General features: G+C 56.2%; 11 protein-coding genes. 4 read left to right on the top strand and 7 right to left on the bottom strand.

The annotated features are described in order from the left end of the window. Nucleotides 1-4: 4 nt before the first annotated feature. The 4 genes from LAO76_17530 to LAO76_17515 all read right to left on the bottom strand — a co-directional run bounded on the left by LAO76_17530 (nt 5) and on the right by LAO76_17515 (nt 3,176). Nucleotides 5-1,033: an ADP-ribosylglycohydrolase family protein gene (locus tag LAO76_17530; protein ID MBZ5492727.1), complete on the bottom strand. Its 1,029-nt coding sequence runs from the start codon at nt 1,031-1,033 to the stop codon at nt 5-7. Beyond that, nucleotides 1,024-2,265 (bottom strand): tRNA dihydrouridine synthase DusB, encoded by a 1,242-nt coding sequence (gene dusB / locus LAO76_17525; protein MBZ5492726.1) that lies wholly within the window; start codon nt 2,263-2,265, stop codon nt 1,024-1,026. Before dusB ends, LAO76_17530 begins: the two co-directional genes overlap by 10 nt. Before the next feature lie 193 nt (nt 2,266-2,458). Beyond that, nucleotides 2,459-2,707 (bottom strand): 50S ribosomal protein L31, encoded by a 249-nt coding sequence (gene rpmE, locus LAO76_17520; protein MBZ5492725.1) that lies wholly within the window; start codon nt 2,705-2,707, stop codon nt 2,459-2,461. 142 nt (nt 2,708-2,849) lie between these two features. Then, entirely contained in the window at nt 2,850-3,176 is a 327-nt protein-coding gene (locus LAO76_17515; GenBank protein ID MBZ5492724.1) for a hypothetical protein, read from the bottom strand. 15 nt (nt 3,177-3,191) lie between these two features. On the opposite strand from LAO76_17515, the gene LAO76_17510 reads away from it, so the two are divergent. From LAO76_17510 to LAO76_17495, 4 genes are all read left to right on the top strand, one after another. Next, nucleotides 3,192-3,353: a hypothetical protein gene (locus LAO76_17510; GenBank protein ID MBZ5492723.1), complete on the top strand. Its 162-nt coding sequence runs from the start codon at nt 3,192-3,194 to the stop codon at nt 3,351-3,353. 67 nt (nt 3,354-3,420) lie between these two features. Then, complete coding sequence (locus tag LAO76_17505; GenBank protein MBZ5492722.1) at nt 3,421-5,766, top strand: malate synthase; 2,346 nt, start codon at nt 3,421-3,423, stop codon at nt 5,764-5,766. Between the two features lie 190 nt (nt 5,767-5,956). Beyond that, complete coding sequence (locus tag LAO76_17500) at nt 5,957-6,763, top strand: ATP-binding protein (GenBank protein MBZ5492721.1); 807 nt, start codon at nt 5,957-5,959, stop codon at nt 6,761-6,763. Nucleotides 6,764-7,299: 536 nt separating this feature from the next. Beyond that, nucleotides 7,300-8,592, top strand: a complete 1,293-nt coding sequence (locus LAO76_17495; GenBank protein MBZ5492720.1) for an excinuclease ABC subunit C — start codon at nt 7,300-7,302, stop codon at nt 8,590-8,592. Here LAO76_17495 and LAO76_17490 read toward each other — a convergent pair. Genes LAO76_17490 through LAO76_17480 form a run of 3 tightly spaced genes read right to left on the bottom strand, consistent with a single transcriptional unit; the run spans nt 8,532 to nt 13,819 of the window. Beyond that, nucleotides 8,532-9,458, bottom strand: a complete 927-nt coding sequence (locus LAO76_17490) for a hypothetical protein (protein ID MBZ5492719.1) — start codon at nt 9,456-9,458, stop codon at nt 8,532-8,534. The two genes, LAO76_17495 and LAO76_17490, sit on opposite strands and share 61 nt — an antisense overlap. Further along, nucleotides 9,455-10,993 carry a hypothetical protein gene (locus tag LAO76_17485; GenBank protein ID MBZ5492718.1) on the bottom strand — a complete coding sequence of 513 codons (1,539 nt, stop codon included), beginning with the start codon at nt 10,991-10,993 and terminating at the stop codon, nt 9,455-9,457. The genes LAO76_17490 and LAO76_17485 overlap by 4 nt, the downstream gene beginning before the upstream one ends. A 36-nt stretch (nt 10,994-11,029) precedes the next feature. Beyond that, the gene (locus LAO76_17480) at nt 11,030-13,819 is read right to left on the bottom strand and encodes a DUF11 domain-containing protein (protein MBZ5492717.1); all 2,790 of its coding nucleotides are present in this window, start codon (nt 13,817-13,819) and stop codon (nt 11,030-11,032) included. Nucleotides 13,820-14,392 lie beyond the last annotated feature (573 nt).

The raw sequence follows: 14,392 nt of genomic DNA, 5'->3' as shown, positions 1-14,392 counted from the left end.
GCGCCTATTTGAAGGCGCCAGCCAAGCGGCGCTTGGCAAGAGCCTGCGCAAGGTCAATGAGTTCCTCGCCGTTTACAGACTGAACCACGCGGTACCAATTTTCGTTGACCGTTTCCGGGCGAAGCGACCCTGCGATTGCCGAACCTATCGATGCTACCGAATCTGAGTCACCGCCAAGATTTGCAGCAAGCAACGTCGTTTGTTCAGCAGACTCCGTGATTAAAGCAAGATTTATTGCTAGAGGCACCTTGGTTCCAGGCCCGTCCGGGAAGAATTTCTCCGCAAGCTCCCTTACCATCAACGCACCGGGCTTCGAAAGCGCTGAATGCATTTCCAGGATTGATTCGGCGATATTCAATCCAGCGTTGCTGCCGGCCAAAGGTGTGAAGATTTCGGCTTTACGAGCGGCTGCCAGGGCCAGTTCCAACACTTGAGCTGCAGGAAACCCTTCCAGGGCCGCAGAGATTGCCGCGGCAACGGCCGCTGCAGCGCATATGGCCAATTGACCACCGTGGGTCGGGATGGATGATTCATACGCGCCACGAACTAATTCATCTAAACGCTTTGGCGAATAAAGTATTCCAACAGGCGCGACACGCATCGCTGCACCGCAGCCGTCGCCCTCCGATGTTACGCGATTGGGATCGCCTATCTGATGAAATGTCCAAAATGACGCAATACCGGGATGCAGAGATTTACGGCACTTTAGCAGCTCGCGACCAATCGCGGTGTGAGACACTTCCTGTTGGCCGAGTATTGCCCTCGCTACTGCTATAGTTTGCTCAGTGTCGTCGGTCGTCTCGCCGATCCGCCATTTATATTTCCGGTTGCCCACGTACCGTGGGATGATGTCCCCGGCAGAGCCTTGGAATCCGCAAATTCCGTCTGGATACCAGTACCCTACATCTGAATAGGAGAGCGTTTCAGTTTGCTTGCCGATGGCGTCTCCAATTGCGAGAGCCTTGAAGCATGCGACGGCTCGTTCTTCGTAGCTATTGCTCACAAATGACTTTTTCAGCCGTTTCAGTCGCATGCAGGAAGTAAGTCCATCTCTTTTTCCGCAACCGGCACAGCCTGAGGCGCGTTTCCGCTTAGCAGCTCTTCAAAGAATCGCTCCACGCTCGCCAGAATTGCCGGCCCTGTATGCGCGTCATAACAAGCGCGGCGTAGCGCGCTTCCGCCCGGGATACCGTGGGTGAACCAGGCCACAAACTGCTTCATCTTGCCAGGTGAGCCGTGCATGGTTTCATCCACCAGCATTTTGAAATACGTGCGGATCATCTGGTAGCGATCAGCTTCGGTGGGTTGGTCGTACCGTCCGGTCTCCGCATGCTGGCGGATCTGGCGGAAGATCCACGGATTCGACGCAGCCGTGCGCCCGATCATCACTCCATCGCAGCCTGTCTGCGCCACCATGGCGATAGCATCTTCCGGCGTGCGGATGTCACCGTTCCCAACTACAGGAATTTTCACCGCATCTTTTACCGCGGCAATCCATTCCCAGCGCGCATTGCCACTGTAGCCCTGCTCGCGCGTGCGAGCATGCAGCGCCACGCCGCTCAGTCCGCAGTCTTCCGCCATCTTGGCCAACGGAACGCAGACAATATTTTCATCGTCCCAGCCCAAACGGAACTTCACGGTAAAAGGAATTCTCACCGCAGCGCGAACCGATTCAAAAATCGTCTTGATGACCGGCAGGTCTTTCAGCAACCCTGAGCCGCCATTGCACTTGACCACGCGCTTCGCCGGACAGCCCAGGTTGAGATCGACCAGATCAAAGCCAGCGTCTTCCACAATCTTTGCCGACTCCGCGAGCGTGTACGGATCGCTGCCAAAAAGCTGGGCGGAGATAGGATGCTCGTCTTCGTAAAAAGTCAGATAGCGTTTGCGCTTGGATTCGCGGGTGCGGAAGAGCCCGTCGGCCGAGGTGAACTCGGTCATCAGCAGGCCGCAACCGGAAATCTCGTTTGTTTTGGAAACCGCTTGGGTGTTTTGCTGTGCACCGACGGTGATCTGCGCTTGATGCAGTTCGGCGTGCGACAATTCACTTTCGCACTCTTCCGGCGCGGACATGATTTCGCCCGGTGGACGTACAAAGCTGGCATTGCGGATAAACCGGCGAAAGACCGTGTCCGTCACGCCCGCCATGGGCGCAAGAATCGTTGCCGGAGCAATGCGCACATTGCCTATCTGGAGAGAGTCCGGCACTTGCGCCCCCTGCGGTGCGACGGTCGAGTCGGCCGGATTTTCCCAGAATTTCTTCATACGTTCTTTTATCCCGAGCGTAGTGAGGGAACCCTATGTGCTTCTATGATGTCTCGGGTTTCACCAGCAATCAAGCACCAATCGTCCCAAGCCTCAAATGTTTGCAAGCAAAAGGGGTCTCTCGCTCTGCGAGAGATTTCACGCCAAAAACAAAGCCTCCGCCGTGGCGGAGGCCTCAATCAAACTTGCGGCCTTATTGCTTGGCCTCTGCGGTCTTCGCTGCCTGGGCCTTGCCGGCATCGGACTTCGCATATTTCCGGCGGAAGCGCTCCACGCGTCCGGCGGTGTCCACCAGCTTCTGCTTGCCGGTAAAAAACGGATGGCAATTCGAGCAGATTTCCAGGTTAATGGCGCCCTTATGGGTGGACCGGGTGGTAAACGTGTTTCCGCATGCGCAGTGCACGCGCACTTCTTCATACTTGGGATGGATCGCTGCCTTCATTGCCTCTCGATACCTTTCGCGGTAAAGCCTTATTTTACCTGAAATTAGCTTATTTTGGCTAGATATGCCGACCTGCTTTGATGAGACTGCGTCGGTAAAAGATTCAAGGCTCCCAAACCGTTGACCCCGTTAGTGTGGCTACTCAGCTCTTCACTTTTATGGGAGCCCACTGTGCCAGTTGTGACCTGATCTCCTGGTACTCGGGCATCGTAGCGGGAATAAAGACAAATCCCAGCATCCTGGCGGCAAACTCTCCGCGATCCATTACGCACAAGCCACGCTTACTTTCCGAAATCGACTTGATCCGTTCCCTGCGAATGCGCTTCTTGTAGGTAAACCACCGCGCTCGTGTACGGCCCTCCAAGAAATCTTCCCCAATGATTAGGCTGCCGCCCCTAGAGAGCCATTTGGGAAAGCGCAAGCCTAAAACAGCGCCAAGTACCACGGGCATGAACAGAGATCTAGGCATGGGTTGGCGGCCCCAATGGAAAATGCCTTCCACTATCCAGCGGAAAATGAACGTGAAGCAGCCAATACCAAGAAAAAGCGCTATCCGTCTCCACCAAGACACCTTGATCTGCGGAACTGGAATCTCGTATTGGCGAATGGCGGCTTCCATCTGCTGGCGCTGCTTAAAACATTCTAAATCGCTCTATATGGCGTAAAATCGATTATTTAGCCTAGTGATTACGCCAGCCCAGGAGCCCTTGCCCATGATCCGCAGTGACATCCTTCAAAAATTCCCTGACCTCTTCGGCGCCAAGAAGGTGAATGGCCGCGATGTCAACGTCCAGGAGACCATCACCACGCTCACCCGTGAACTGCGACCGGAGATCGCCACTGCTTTGACCGCGCGCCGCCAGATTCTTGAATCGCCTGCGCCGGTGCGTGAGAAATATGCCTGGCCCAGGTGGGAAGAGAAGTTTGAAGACCCGATCAAGGGCGGAACGTGGACCTATCGCCAGATCGTCCAAGGGATGATCGACAATTTTCTGGGACGTGAAACCGAGTGGCGCTGGCGGCTTAATGATGAAGTGCCTATCCCCAAAGACGCTCATCCTCTGAAGAATCCCGGCCTGGAGCTCACCGGGCCGTGGCATCCGCTGGATATGGCTTTCAACGCGCTCAACAGCCCCGCGCCCATGAACATGCCGGACTTTGAAGACGCCTCGCCTACGCATTTCCTGCCTGACGGCACGCCCAGCAACGTGCCTGTTGGCGTATTTGCCGCGCTGCAGAATGCGAAAGAGATTTTTGCCGGCAACTGGACCGGCAAGCCCTATGAAGTAGTGAAGAAGGGCAAGACGCGCGCTTACAACATCACCAAGCCTCCGGCACAGTGGCCCACGCGCTTTGGCCGCCCACCCGGACTTCACATCAACTACGATCACGTCACGGTCGACGGCCGTCCCGCGCCAGCCACCATCGTGGTCGCCACTCTCTGGGCGTTCAACAATTATGACTCGCTCAAGAACGCGGGTAGCGGCGTGTATTTCTACATCCCCAAACTGCAAACGCCCAAAGAAGCTCTGATCGTTGAAAAGATTCTCTCGCGCCTGGAAGGCATGATCGGCATTGTCGCAGGCTCCATCAAGATCAAGATGCTCTATGAAGAAGGCAACGCCGGCCGCACGCTGCCTGCCATCGCGTGGACTCTGCGCCGCCGTCTGCTGGGCACCAACGTGGGCCGCTGGGACTACCTGGGCAGCCTGATTGAAATGTGGAAGGACGATCCCAAGGGCGTTTATCCCGACCCGCAATCCATCGGCATGGCCTCGCCCAACATGATTGCCTACCAGCGCTTCAACGCGCTCATGATGCTGATGGGCGGGATGAAAAATGGCGAACTGGAGAATGCCGCGCCTATCGGCGGCATGGCTGCCGTAATGATTTATCAGGCTGGCGATCCCTACGGACGCTCCCGCTACAACCCGCTAGCCCTGCGCGCCATGGTGATCGACAAGCTGCGCGAGCGGCTGCTCGGCCTGATCTTTGTCCCCGATGAGCCTCTTGCACCCAACCAGCAACCCACGCTCGATGACATTCTGTCGAAGCGCGTCAAGGGCCATCTCTATGACGTTTACCGGCAGAGCTGGGTCGCCAGTCCTGAAAAAGACTACGTCGCTGCTGGCAATGCGCCGTTGCAGGCCAAGGTTGAGCAACTTCAATCAATCCTTGACGCGCCAAGAGACATGGTCAAAGTAAAAGAGCAGGCTGTGCCCACCGCAACCAGCGGCCTGAGTGATGCTGAGCGCAGCGTGCTTGAGTCGCGCGGCCTGCTGAACCTGCAAGGCAAGATCACGCCGCAGGTCATCACCAAAGAATCGCTCGATACGCCGGAAAAACTTCTCTCACCAGAGCGATGGGAAGCGATCTATGGCATCCCCAAGGGCGATATCACTATTGAGCGCATTCAACATGCGTTTTATATGGCGGCGAATTACGGCTTCCAGATTCTCAACGGCAACTTCGCCGCCGCCATTGACGACTACGAACTCAAGCTGCGCTTCATGAATGATCTGGCCACGTACCGCATTGACGTCTCCTGGCTCTGGACTCTGCTGCGCCATCAGGCCGCCATCACCAAGGATGGCTACCTTAAGCGTCCGGCGATGACTGAAGACGGCGTTGAGCCAGCGGAGAATGCCGACCACGTGAAAGCCGGCACGCGCTTTACCAAAGACCTGTTCGACAAACTCTGGAAGTACCACAATGAGTGGACGCAGGCATTCTTTGCCGAGCAAGACCGCCGCAACGAACGTGGCCGCTTTGACCGCGAGAAAGCAAACCTCATCATGGAAATGCTAATGAAGCAGCTGCCCTCGCCGCGCTACATCCAGCACAGCGCGCGCGTGCTATTCGTTGTGGGCCAGGCCAACAAGCAGGAAGGCAAGCAAATGCTCGAAGCCATCTTTGACCTGACGCGAGAAGAGGCCGTTAAACGCGTCCAGGCAGGCACCCTGAGCTCGGCAGCCCTCGCGGCACATGATTACGTGTTCGATATCTTCCCTGAAGGCGGAAAGCAGATTGCGCCGTCGAAGGGAAATGCGGCCGACTAGCAGCCAGCACGCGGGATTAATTACGGCGGTCACTCTTGTGGGCCGCCGTTTTTATTTCAGCGTAAGACACGCCCGCTTGCAGTGCATCGCCTGTGTAAATCCTGTGCACAAGTAGAATTCTCTCTCTGCGGAAGCTCACCTTATCTGTCCGAATAGTGGTATTTTCTTAAAGAGACCTTGTTCCCTGATCATGGCAACGCAGCATCAATCGCAGCCCGCAGAAGCTTGCCCCGTTTGTGACGGCACTGGCTGGAAGCAAGTCGCGGTTCCCGGCAAAGCCAGCCGCATGACGCGCTGTGATTGCCGCATCTCCGCGCGCAACCAGCAACTACTGGAAAAAGCCGGCATCCCTGCCCGCTATAAAAATTGCTCTTTGGCTAATTTCAACCTCGAGCTGCATGAGATCTCACTTTCAGTCAGGAACGCTCATCGTGACGCGCTGCGTTTTGTGCAGGAGTATCCGCTGGAAAAGCAGGGCATGCTGCTGATCGGCTCCATCGGCGTAGGCAAAACGCATCTGGCGGTGGGAATGATTCAGGCTTTAATGCAGGATAAAGGCGTCCCCTGCCGCTTCTGCGACTATCGCGAGCTGCTCAAGGAAATCCAGAACTCTTACAATCCGGCGGTCCAGGCCACGGAGCTAGAAATCCTCAGGCCGATTCTTGAAGCTGAAGTGCTGGTGCTGGACGAACTCGGCGCGGTGAAATCGTCAGAGTGGGTCTGGGACACTGTCAGCTACATCCTGAACAGCCGCTATAACGAACAGAAGACTACCATCATCACCACTAATTTCCCTGATGGGCCATCTGGCAAGGCGGAAAAGGAAATCTCACGACTCAAAAAATCCCGCGAAGAAGAAGACGCCCGCTCTGCCTCGCGCGAGGAAACTTTGGGAGACCGTATTACCGACCGTATGCGCTCACGCCTGCATGATATGTGCCGCGTCCGCACCATGAAGGGCCCAGACTTCAGGACGCTCCACAAAACCAGAGCCTAATCTGGTTCCCTCTCGTTTTTATAAAGACTAAGACTTGCTGCTGAAATTAAAGTCTCCGATACGGACGCCCCGGCCTTCCTTGTGAAACGCCTGTCGCTTACTTCTTCTAAGAATATAAAGACTTATATTTATATAAATACAGTAGTAGTAGCCGATGCCTGTGGAAGCTTCGGATATCGTGCAAACAGTGATGGATACTGGCGATTCATCGTGCACAGGCTGTGAAGAAGAGGACTTAGGATCTGATGACGGTGTGAGAAAAACGCCGGAGCAGTCGCGTGCGGCTTCGCTTTCCAACCAAATCCACAGTACAGAAGCCATCGGTCAGAGGAAGCCGTGGAAATCGCGACCGACACATCAACTCAGCCTGTAAAGCCGCCCAGATAACGCGTGCACGTTTTCCGCAGCTCCATGAATCCTGTTCTGGAAAACTCGCAAACAAAGTCTCTCTGCCATTTACATTCCTGATGCGCACCAGCATTGCCCTGTGCCAGACTGAATAGATCAATGTAGTTTTGTGATCAGGTGCTCAGGAGTTGCTAGCGCATTCCATCTCGTTCTCGGCTAATCATGCTGCGGATTTCTTTGCTCAATTCCCTGCGGCGCCGGCAGTCTTCGCCCTGCGCGGAGCCGACCAAGACGCCGAGCCTTACGTCAGCAAGACCACCAACCTCAGAAAACGCCTGCAGCGGCTGCTGGCTCCGCCGGAATCACAGTCCAAGCGCCTGAATCTGCGCGAGCGCACCGCCAGGATCGATTATTCCCTTACCGGATCTGACTTTGAGTCCGTGCTGTTGCTCTACCAAACCCTGCGGCAGGAGTTTCCGGACACATACCAGAAACGCCTTCGCCTTCGACCCGCCCCGGTCATCCGCCTGAATCTAGAAAACGAATATCCGCGCGCTTATGTAACCACGCGCATCGGCAAGCTTGGCGGACGCTCGCTCTACTACGGCCCATTCCGTTCGCGCGCCGTGGCAGACAAGTTTCTCAACGATTCGCTCGACCTGTTTAAGATGCGGCGCTGCACGTTTGATCTGAATCCCGATCCCAGTTTTCCCGGCTGCGTTTATTCAGAGATGAAAATGTGTCTTGCGCCATGCTTCAAGGGCTGTACCGACGAAGCGTATGCGGCCGAAGTTGCGCGGGTGCAGGAGTATTTTGATTCCGGCGGACAGTCTCTGCTGCGCGAGATGGAAGCCGAGCGGGAACGGCTCTCAGCTGCCCTGGATTTTGAGGGCGCCGCGGCGCAACACGCCAAAGTCGCCAAGGTCAAAACTATTCTCTCCGCCTGCGACGACATTTGTGGCCGCCTGGATCGCCTGGACGCGGTGATCATTCAGCCATCGGCTGAAGCGAAGTCTGTGGCGTTGTTTCGCTTTCATGGCGGTGAACTCGTCGGTCCGCAACCGACCCCAATGGAATCGGATACGGCGGGATCGGAAGACCTTGGACCAGAAGGTGTCGAATCAAAAAACAAGGAATCAGAAAATCTCAAGCCTGAAAACCAGGAGCCGCCTCCGGATCCCGATAAGCCACCGCAGCCGGCACTAACGGAGCCCCTGTCCGCCCAAGTCCTCGATAGCCGCCTTCGCGCCGCCTTAGAATCGACCGTGACCAAAGGAAACTCGTCGGCACAGCGTTTCAGCCAGGAGTTGGCCATCCTCAAACGTTGGTACTATCGCACCCACAAAGTAGGAGAAATATTCTTTGCCAATGATCGCGGTGAACTACCTCTACGCAGAATAGCGCGTGGTGCGATGAGGGTCTATCGCGGAGAGAAAGACGTATTGCAGCCTTCAGCTGAAGCCTCGACGGATTCCGTCTGATTCGTGCTGCTCTCAATTTCCCGGTGAAGCAAGGAAAATGCAATGAACAATGGCGGCTCCAGAACTGCCGCTGTGACAATATAGAGGACCCATTCCAACCAGGAGTAGACATCAGGGGCGACACGGCTTCGTTCCCAGAGAAAGTCCATTCCAATGCCGAGTAGCCAGTAAGCGCAATAGGCAATGACCGCAGACTTGGCCAGTAGCAGAATGAAAAAGCGTTCCCAACCCTCGCTTTTTCTCAAACTGTTTTTGATTGCTGTTTTGAGCTGCGTGTCGGGGTGCAGAACTAGCTCAGGAATAACTAGTCCTAGCCTGGACAGCAGACCTCCTATCACGACCAACAGTAAGCCGAGCAGTAACTCCAATAGCCAGTTGTATCGAGAGGAAATCCGCCCTAGGAGCGGCCAAAGAATCGCAAACGCTGCCAGCCCTCGCAGAAACCAAAAAAGTGTCCACGTCAGCAATGCGATTGTAACGAGCTCTCCCAGGCGGCTTTTGGCAACTGAATAAGCGTCGGAAATCGCCGACTCATGAAGCGATTTCGGCGCTAGGACGTGAGCGGCAACGGCAGCGAAGAAGAATGCACTTATTATCCAATACCCAGCGCCAGAACCCCACCCATTCAATATTCCCACCAGGCCCCGCTGGACAGAACGGGACGGAAGCTGATGAAGGACCCATCGCGTAGCAATCCGCCAGAACAGAGTGAAGCCGTATGCAACAACAGCTGGAACCAAAGCCATCCGGAAGAATATCGCGAATTGCTCCCAGTAAATCTCATATGTGCGCAAAAACAAACGACGCCAGGTTGCATCAGTTTCATTCACAGCAAGCGGGGTCGCACTCATTTCAGGAGCATTCATGCCGTCATCCTTTGTGCAGAACTCTTCCTGTAAATCACCTTGATCCCCTCGCGCCAGCGTTCGTCCACGCCGATCAACGACCATTCAATCGCGGGCGAAAAATATCGCAACACAGTATCCGTGGCTGGATGCACGCGCAATGATGGCGCGATGAGCATCAACAACGGCGGCTGAGGCGAAAGTTGAAGGCCGGGGAAATATCCATACTGCTGGAACTCGCCGCGGCTATGGTGCCAGTGCACGCGCGCCCAGTAATCTAGACCCTGGAGCGGCAAGTGCATATCTTCATCCGCTTTCAGCTCCAGGACGGCAAGCCGCGCATCACGCGTACAGGTCAGCACGTCAATCATGGCGCGATCGGAGGCGGAAAAGGCCGGCACCTGCGAATACACACGAGCGGGATCCAGCCGGGAATCAATGGCTGCAACGTTCTTGAACACCAGCGATTCGAGCCAGCGCTCCGGATACATGCGCCATAGCGGATCACGACGGTCGCCACTCGGGCTGCGACCTTCCACCGCGATTCTTATGAACTCTTCGAAAGCAGGCGAGGTTTCTTCGTTCAATCGCGTTTCGTAGCCGGGCGGGCCAAAGATAACTTCTTCCGTCACCTGAAATGTTCCCGGAGCATTGGCCAGCCTCACGCGCGCAAGCTCCAATCCGTGGAGACGAAAAGACAGTTCAGTCGCAGAGACGAGAGTGATCTCCGCTTGCGGTGCCGGCGCCATGATCTTGCTTATGGTCGCGGCAAAACGTGAGCGTACCTGCGCAGCGTCCGGCAGCCGCACAAGGCGTGTTTGTATGTTGCCGTGATCGGCAAGATCTATCTGGGTTGAAGATTCGTCGCGCTCGTCGAATTCAAACAGCTGAAACTTTGCGGCTGCATGGTTGAGATGCGCCAGCCGAATCTGCAATGTCGCCGAACTTTTTGGCGGAACATAAAGCCGCAAGCCTTCCACAACAGAGCGTCCAGCTTCACGCTCCCGGCATGCATCCAGCCAGAGCAGGCCGAAGGTAAGCCCCGCGTCAATCGAGCCTTGCGTCTCCTGCTGATTCACGCCCATCACGGCAAAGGCGCTTCGGTCTTTACGCACCAAGCCGCGCGCGTACACCGGAGAAAAGCTGCGCTCCAGGTCCATGGAAGTGGAAAGTCTGCCTTTATCCAGCGACCAGCCCGGCATCTGGCGACGCAAAGTGTGCTCCAGGAGTCGCGCATAGCGGCTACGGGCAGCTTTCTGCGCCGTCGGGGGACGGCGATCGCGGTCGCGGCATATCTCCATCTTGATCGGGCGCGCCTGTCCGAAGCGCCGAACGGTCAACGTCAACGTGCCATTTTTCAATTCGGCATCAAGCACGTGGCGCACGGTGTTGCGCTCTTGCGACCACAGATGAAGCAGGCACCGGCCTTTTTCCGATGACAGAGAATATTGCGCTGTTTCAAGATCGAATAACACCTGCCCGTCTTCCAGGACCACGGCGTTGCGCGAGGCAGCCAGAAATTCCTGAAGTGAACGTGCGAGCAGGTCAGGCCCCATTTGAGGTTCTCATCAATCAGATCAACCAGGCTGAAACTATTTCACAATCAGGGTCACCGGGGCAGAGGCATTCGCGTTCGGGCTGATTGCATTCACCGTAACCGTGTAAGTGCCCGCCGGAGTACCTTGCGGATTCTGCACAATCGTAGTGTTTTTACTGCCTCCGCCTCCACCGCAACCGGAGAGCGCCGCAAGCAGCAAGAGCCCGGCCACCACACTCATGCGTAATCCCAGCGCCGGTTTAAGCCCTCTACCCTGGGCCAGGCCATGGCGCAGGCTGATGGCAGCCAGTACCGTTGTAAGCAAGAGAAGTAGCGGGAAAAGGGGCCTGTAGTTCCGCGGGCCTGCGCCAGGATCGATGACGGCCGCCGTCCTCGCGGTGGTGTTAATCGTGAGAGTGACTCCCACACCGCCAACTCCGGCTGGCACCGTGGCAGGGCTGAAAGTGCAGGTTGTTGCGGCCGGCAATCCACTGCAATTCATGGTGGCGGGACCGGCGATCGGCAAGGGGTTCACCAGGATCAAATAGGCGGCCGATGTTCCGGCGTTGACTGTCTGAGGGTTCCCAAGTGGACTAATGCTCAGCATGGGCTGAATATTCACGAACTCAGAGCTTGTGTTGTTGGCGCTGTTTCCATCGCCGCCGCCGGAAACGGTTTCGCTCACGCTGCCATTGGCCGGTGCGTTCTTGGCGAAATTCACCGTAACGTTGATCGTGAAGATGTTAAAAGGTGTCAGAGCATCCGAGCGGGTGCAGGTGAGCGTGGCCAGGGTGCAAGTCCATCCGGTGCCGCTGATCGCCGAAGCGGTAAGACCCGTAGAGAGAGTCGTAACGGCAGTCATGGTTCCGCTTGAAGAAACGTTTCCATTATTTTGAATGAGGATGGGGTAATTGACGCCGGTGTCCCCTTCCGCCTGAAATGCGTTTCCAGCTACCGACGGCGACAGGTCCACGAGCGGAACCGCAATTGATGTGGGATCGCTGGCAGTGTCGTTTGCCACATTCACTTCACCGCCGCCGGAAACCGTCACCGTGTTAACGACGCTAGTGGGCGCGTTGGCGGCAATGGCCACCGTGATAAAGATCGGGGCATAGCTATTGTTGAACTGCAGGGGGGTCGACTGCGTGCATATTGAGGTGACGCCCGCCGTGCAGGTCCAACCGATTCCGCTCACGTCTGTCGCCGTCAGGCCGGTTGGCAGAGTGTCAGAGACAGTGACCACGCCGGAAGTAATGGCCGTTCCCACGTTGGTGATATCAATCCTGTAAAAGCCGCCGCTCTGGCCCTGCACAAAGTTGTTGAATGAATGGTCCATGAAGGGGGTGAGGTCGGGATTGGGCGGCGGAAGAATCACGGTGGGGTCCTGTGTTACGTCGTTGGCGGTATTGACCTCGCCGCCACCGGAAACTGTCGCCGTATTAATTACATTGGCTGGTGCACCCAGAGGTACATCCACGGTTACGGTGATCTGCGGATAGGAAGAGAACGCAGCCAAAACATCGTTACGCGTGCATGTAAGAGTTGCCAAAGTGCAACTCCATCCCGTTCCACTGATTGCTGTTGGAATCAGACCACTAACAGGCGGTGTGTCCACCATGGTTACCGTTCCAAAGGTTGCTAGGTTTCCCGGGTTCTGAACGGTGATGATGTACGTGGCCCCGGTTTCCCCCTGAAAGAAGTTCCCATTGATAGGGCCGAAGTGACCCATGGCCACCATGAGGTCAGGAGCCAACACGCTGGTAGGATCAGAGGCTGTATCGTTGGCGATATTCGTCTCGCCGCCGCCGGAAATCGTGGCGGTATTTGTGACCAATGAAGGCGCATTTGCGGAAACATTTACCGTCAGAGCGATTGCAGGGTAGCTGTTGTTGGCGACAAGTGCGTCGGAGCGCGTGCAAGTGATCGTTCCCAGAGTGCAAGTCCAACCGGTCCCGCTGATTGCTGTGGCCGTCAGCCCGCTGGGCAGGTTGTCAATCACCGTAACGGTCCCTGAAGTCGGGCCATGTCCCGTGTTGGCAACCGTGAGCGTGTAAGTGGCGCCCGTTTGCCCGACGAAAAAGCTTCCTGCGTGGCTCTTGCTGATTGTCAGGTCAGGAGTCGTGTTTACATTGATGGTCGCGGTGCCGGTAAAGCCTGCCGAACGCGTGTCTGTGACCGTGATCGTCTGGTCACCCAGCGTTTTCAGGGTAAAAGGAAATATGTGCGTGCCTGCATCGGATGGCAGGAAAGTGTAATCAGCCGGCAAAATAGCCTGGGTATCTGAACTGGTGAAATGGACCGTTCCGGTGTAACCGGTCAGCGTGAATGGGTTCGCGCTGCTTTGGACCGTCAGGGTTATGTTAAAGGGCAACGATGGCGCTACACCAGCGGCAGGGCTGGCCATGTTGAATACCGGCGGTGCGTCCACGCAGTCATTTTGCACGTTGGAAAATTCCTGCTGCACCACGTAAGTGGTGCTACCGGCATTCACAATGGCCCCCTGCCCAACGCAGATATCCCCAATTTCTCCCAGAGGATTGGTAGCCGGATCAGGGTCATACCAGGCCAATGGAGGCGCTGTAGTGGTGGCGGATCCAACCTGCGCGTCGGTAACAGCCTCAGACATTTCGTGGCTGGTCACCTCGGTTACGTTATCGAACATGGCGGGATTGCCGCCGCAACCAAGAGCGCACGCGCTTGGAGGCGCAAAATCCGGCTCAACCCCGTACGGCACCAGTTTTGGCGTGAAACTGGCAGGAGTGTTGGAGTGATAAGCGCAGAACTGTACGCAGCTTTTTGTGGCTGCATCAACGGCAATGGTGACTCCGGGCGGGAAGTAGATCATGTAGAAGGAGTTCACATTGCCCTGGATATCGCTTACAGGCTGCGGCAAATTTCCGGCAATGATCTGGCGCGTCAACTCAGCCGCCACTTGGGCATCTGAGACGGTACAGGCCGTCGGCCCGGGACAAGTCGATGGCGTAATGGTGAATTTTCCGTCAAAGACGCCATGTCCAATATTCTGGTTGCTGCTCGTTGCCGGGATTCCAGATCCCGTGATTCCCACCGTGCTGTACTCTGAAAGCAAATCGTAATATCTGCTCGTAGTGATATCAGTAAAGAACTGCCCAATGCCCGGAGCGCCCGTAATGGCTGCGTTCACGTTGGGCCCCCAGAATACGGCCACTATGTGGATATTTGAGATCACCGGCCCGCCCCAATACGTCAGGTGCGCCCCCGCTGGAGCGAAGCCTTTTTGAATTGCGCTTCCCACCTTTCCAAACGGCACAATGTGGATTAAACGCTGCGTCTGCCCTGCGCCGACGACGGCAGCGGCCTGGGTCTGCGATGAATCGCCGGATGAGGTCTGTCCGGCTGCGACAGAAGCGCCTGGCTGCGAATCAGCCGGCTTGTCCTG

It is taken from the genome of Terriglobia bacterium (assembly GCA_020072645.1).
GTDB lineage: Bacteria > Acidobacteriota > Terriglobia > Terriglobales > Acidobacteriaceae > Angelobacter.
The sequence above is the reverse complement of the archived record's forward strand: the minus strand, read 5'-3'. Positions and strand labels throughout refer to the sequence as shown.

Bases quoted from the DNA above. Each gene is read 5' to 3' on its own strand.
- LAO76_17530 (MBZ5492727.1), bottom strand. From the start codon at position 1,033: ATGCGACTGAAACGGCTGAAAAAGTCATTTGTGAGCAATAGCTACGAA.
- dusB (MBZ5492726.1), bottom strand. From the start codon at position 2,265: ATGAAGAAATTCTGGGAAAATCCGGCCGACTCGACCGTCGCACCGCAG.
- rpmE (MBZ5492725.1), bottom strand. From the start codon at position 2,707: ATGAAGGCAGCGATCCATCCCAAGTATGAAGAAGTGCGCGTGCACTGC.
- LAO76_17515 (MBZ5492724.1), bottom strand. From the start codon at position 3,176: ATGCCTAGATCTCTGTTCATGCCCGTGGTACTTGGCGCTGTTTTAGGC.
- LAO76_17510 (MBZ5492723.1), top strand. From the start codon at position 3,192: ATGGAAAATGCCTTCCACTATCCAGCGGAAAATGAACGTGAAGCAGCC.
- LAO76_17505 (MBZ5492722.1), top strand. From the start codon at position 3,421: ATGATCCGCAGTGACATCCTTCAAAAATTCCCTGACCTCTTCGGCGCC.
- LAO76_17500 (MBZ5492721.1), top strand. From the start codon at position 5,957: ATGGCAACGCAGCATCAATCGCAGCCCGCAGAAGCTTGCCCCGTTTGT.
- LAO76_17490 (MBZ5492719.1), bottom strand. From the start codon at position 9,458: ATGAATGCTCCTGAAATGAGTGCGACCCCGCTTGCTGTGAATGAAACT.
- LAO76_17485 (MBZ5492718.1), bottom strand. From the start codon at position 10,993: ATGGGGCCTGACCTGCTCGCACGTTCACTTCAGGAATTTCTGGCTGCC.
- LAO76_17480 (MBZ5492717.1), bottom strand. From the start codon at position 13,819: ATGATCTACTTCCCGCCCGGAGTCACCATTGCCGTTGATGCAGCCACA.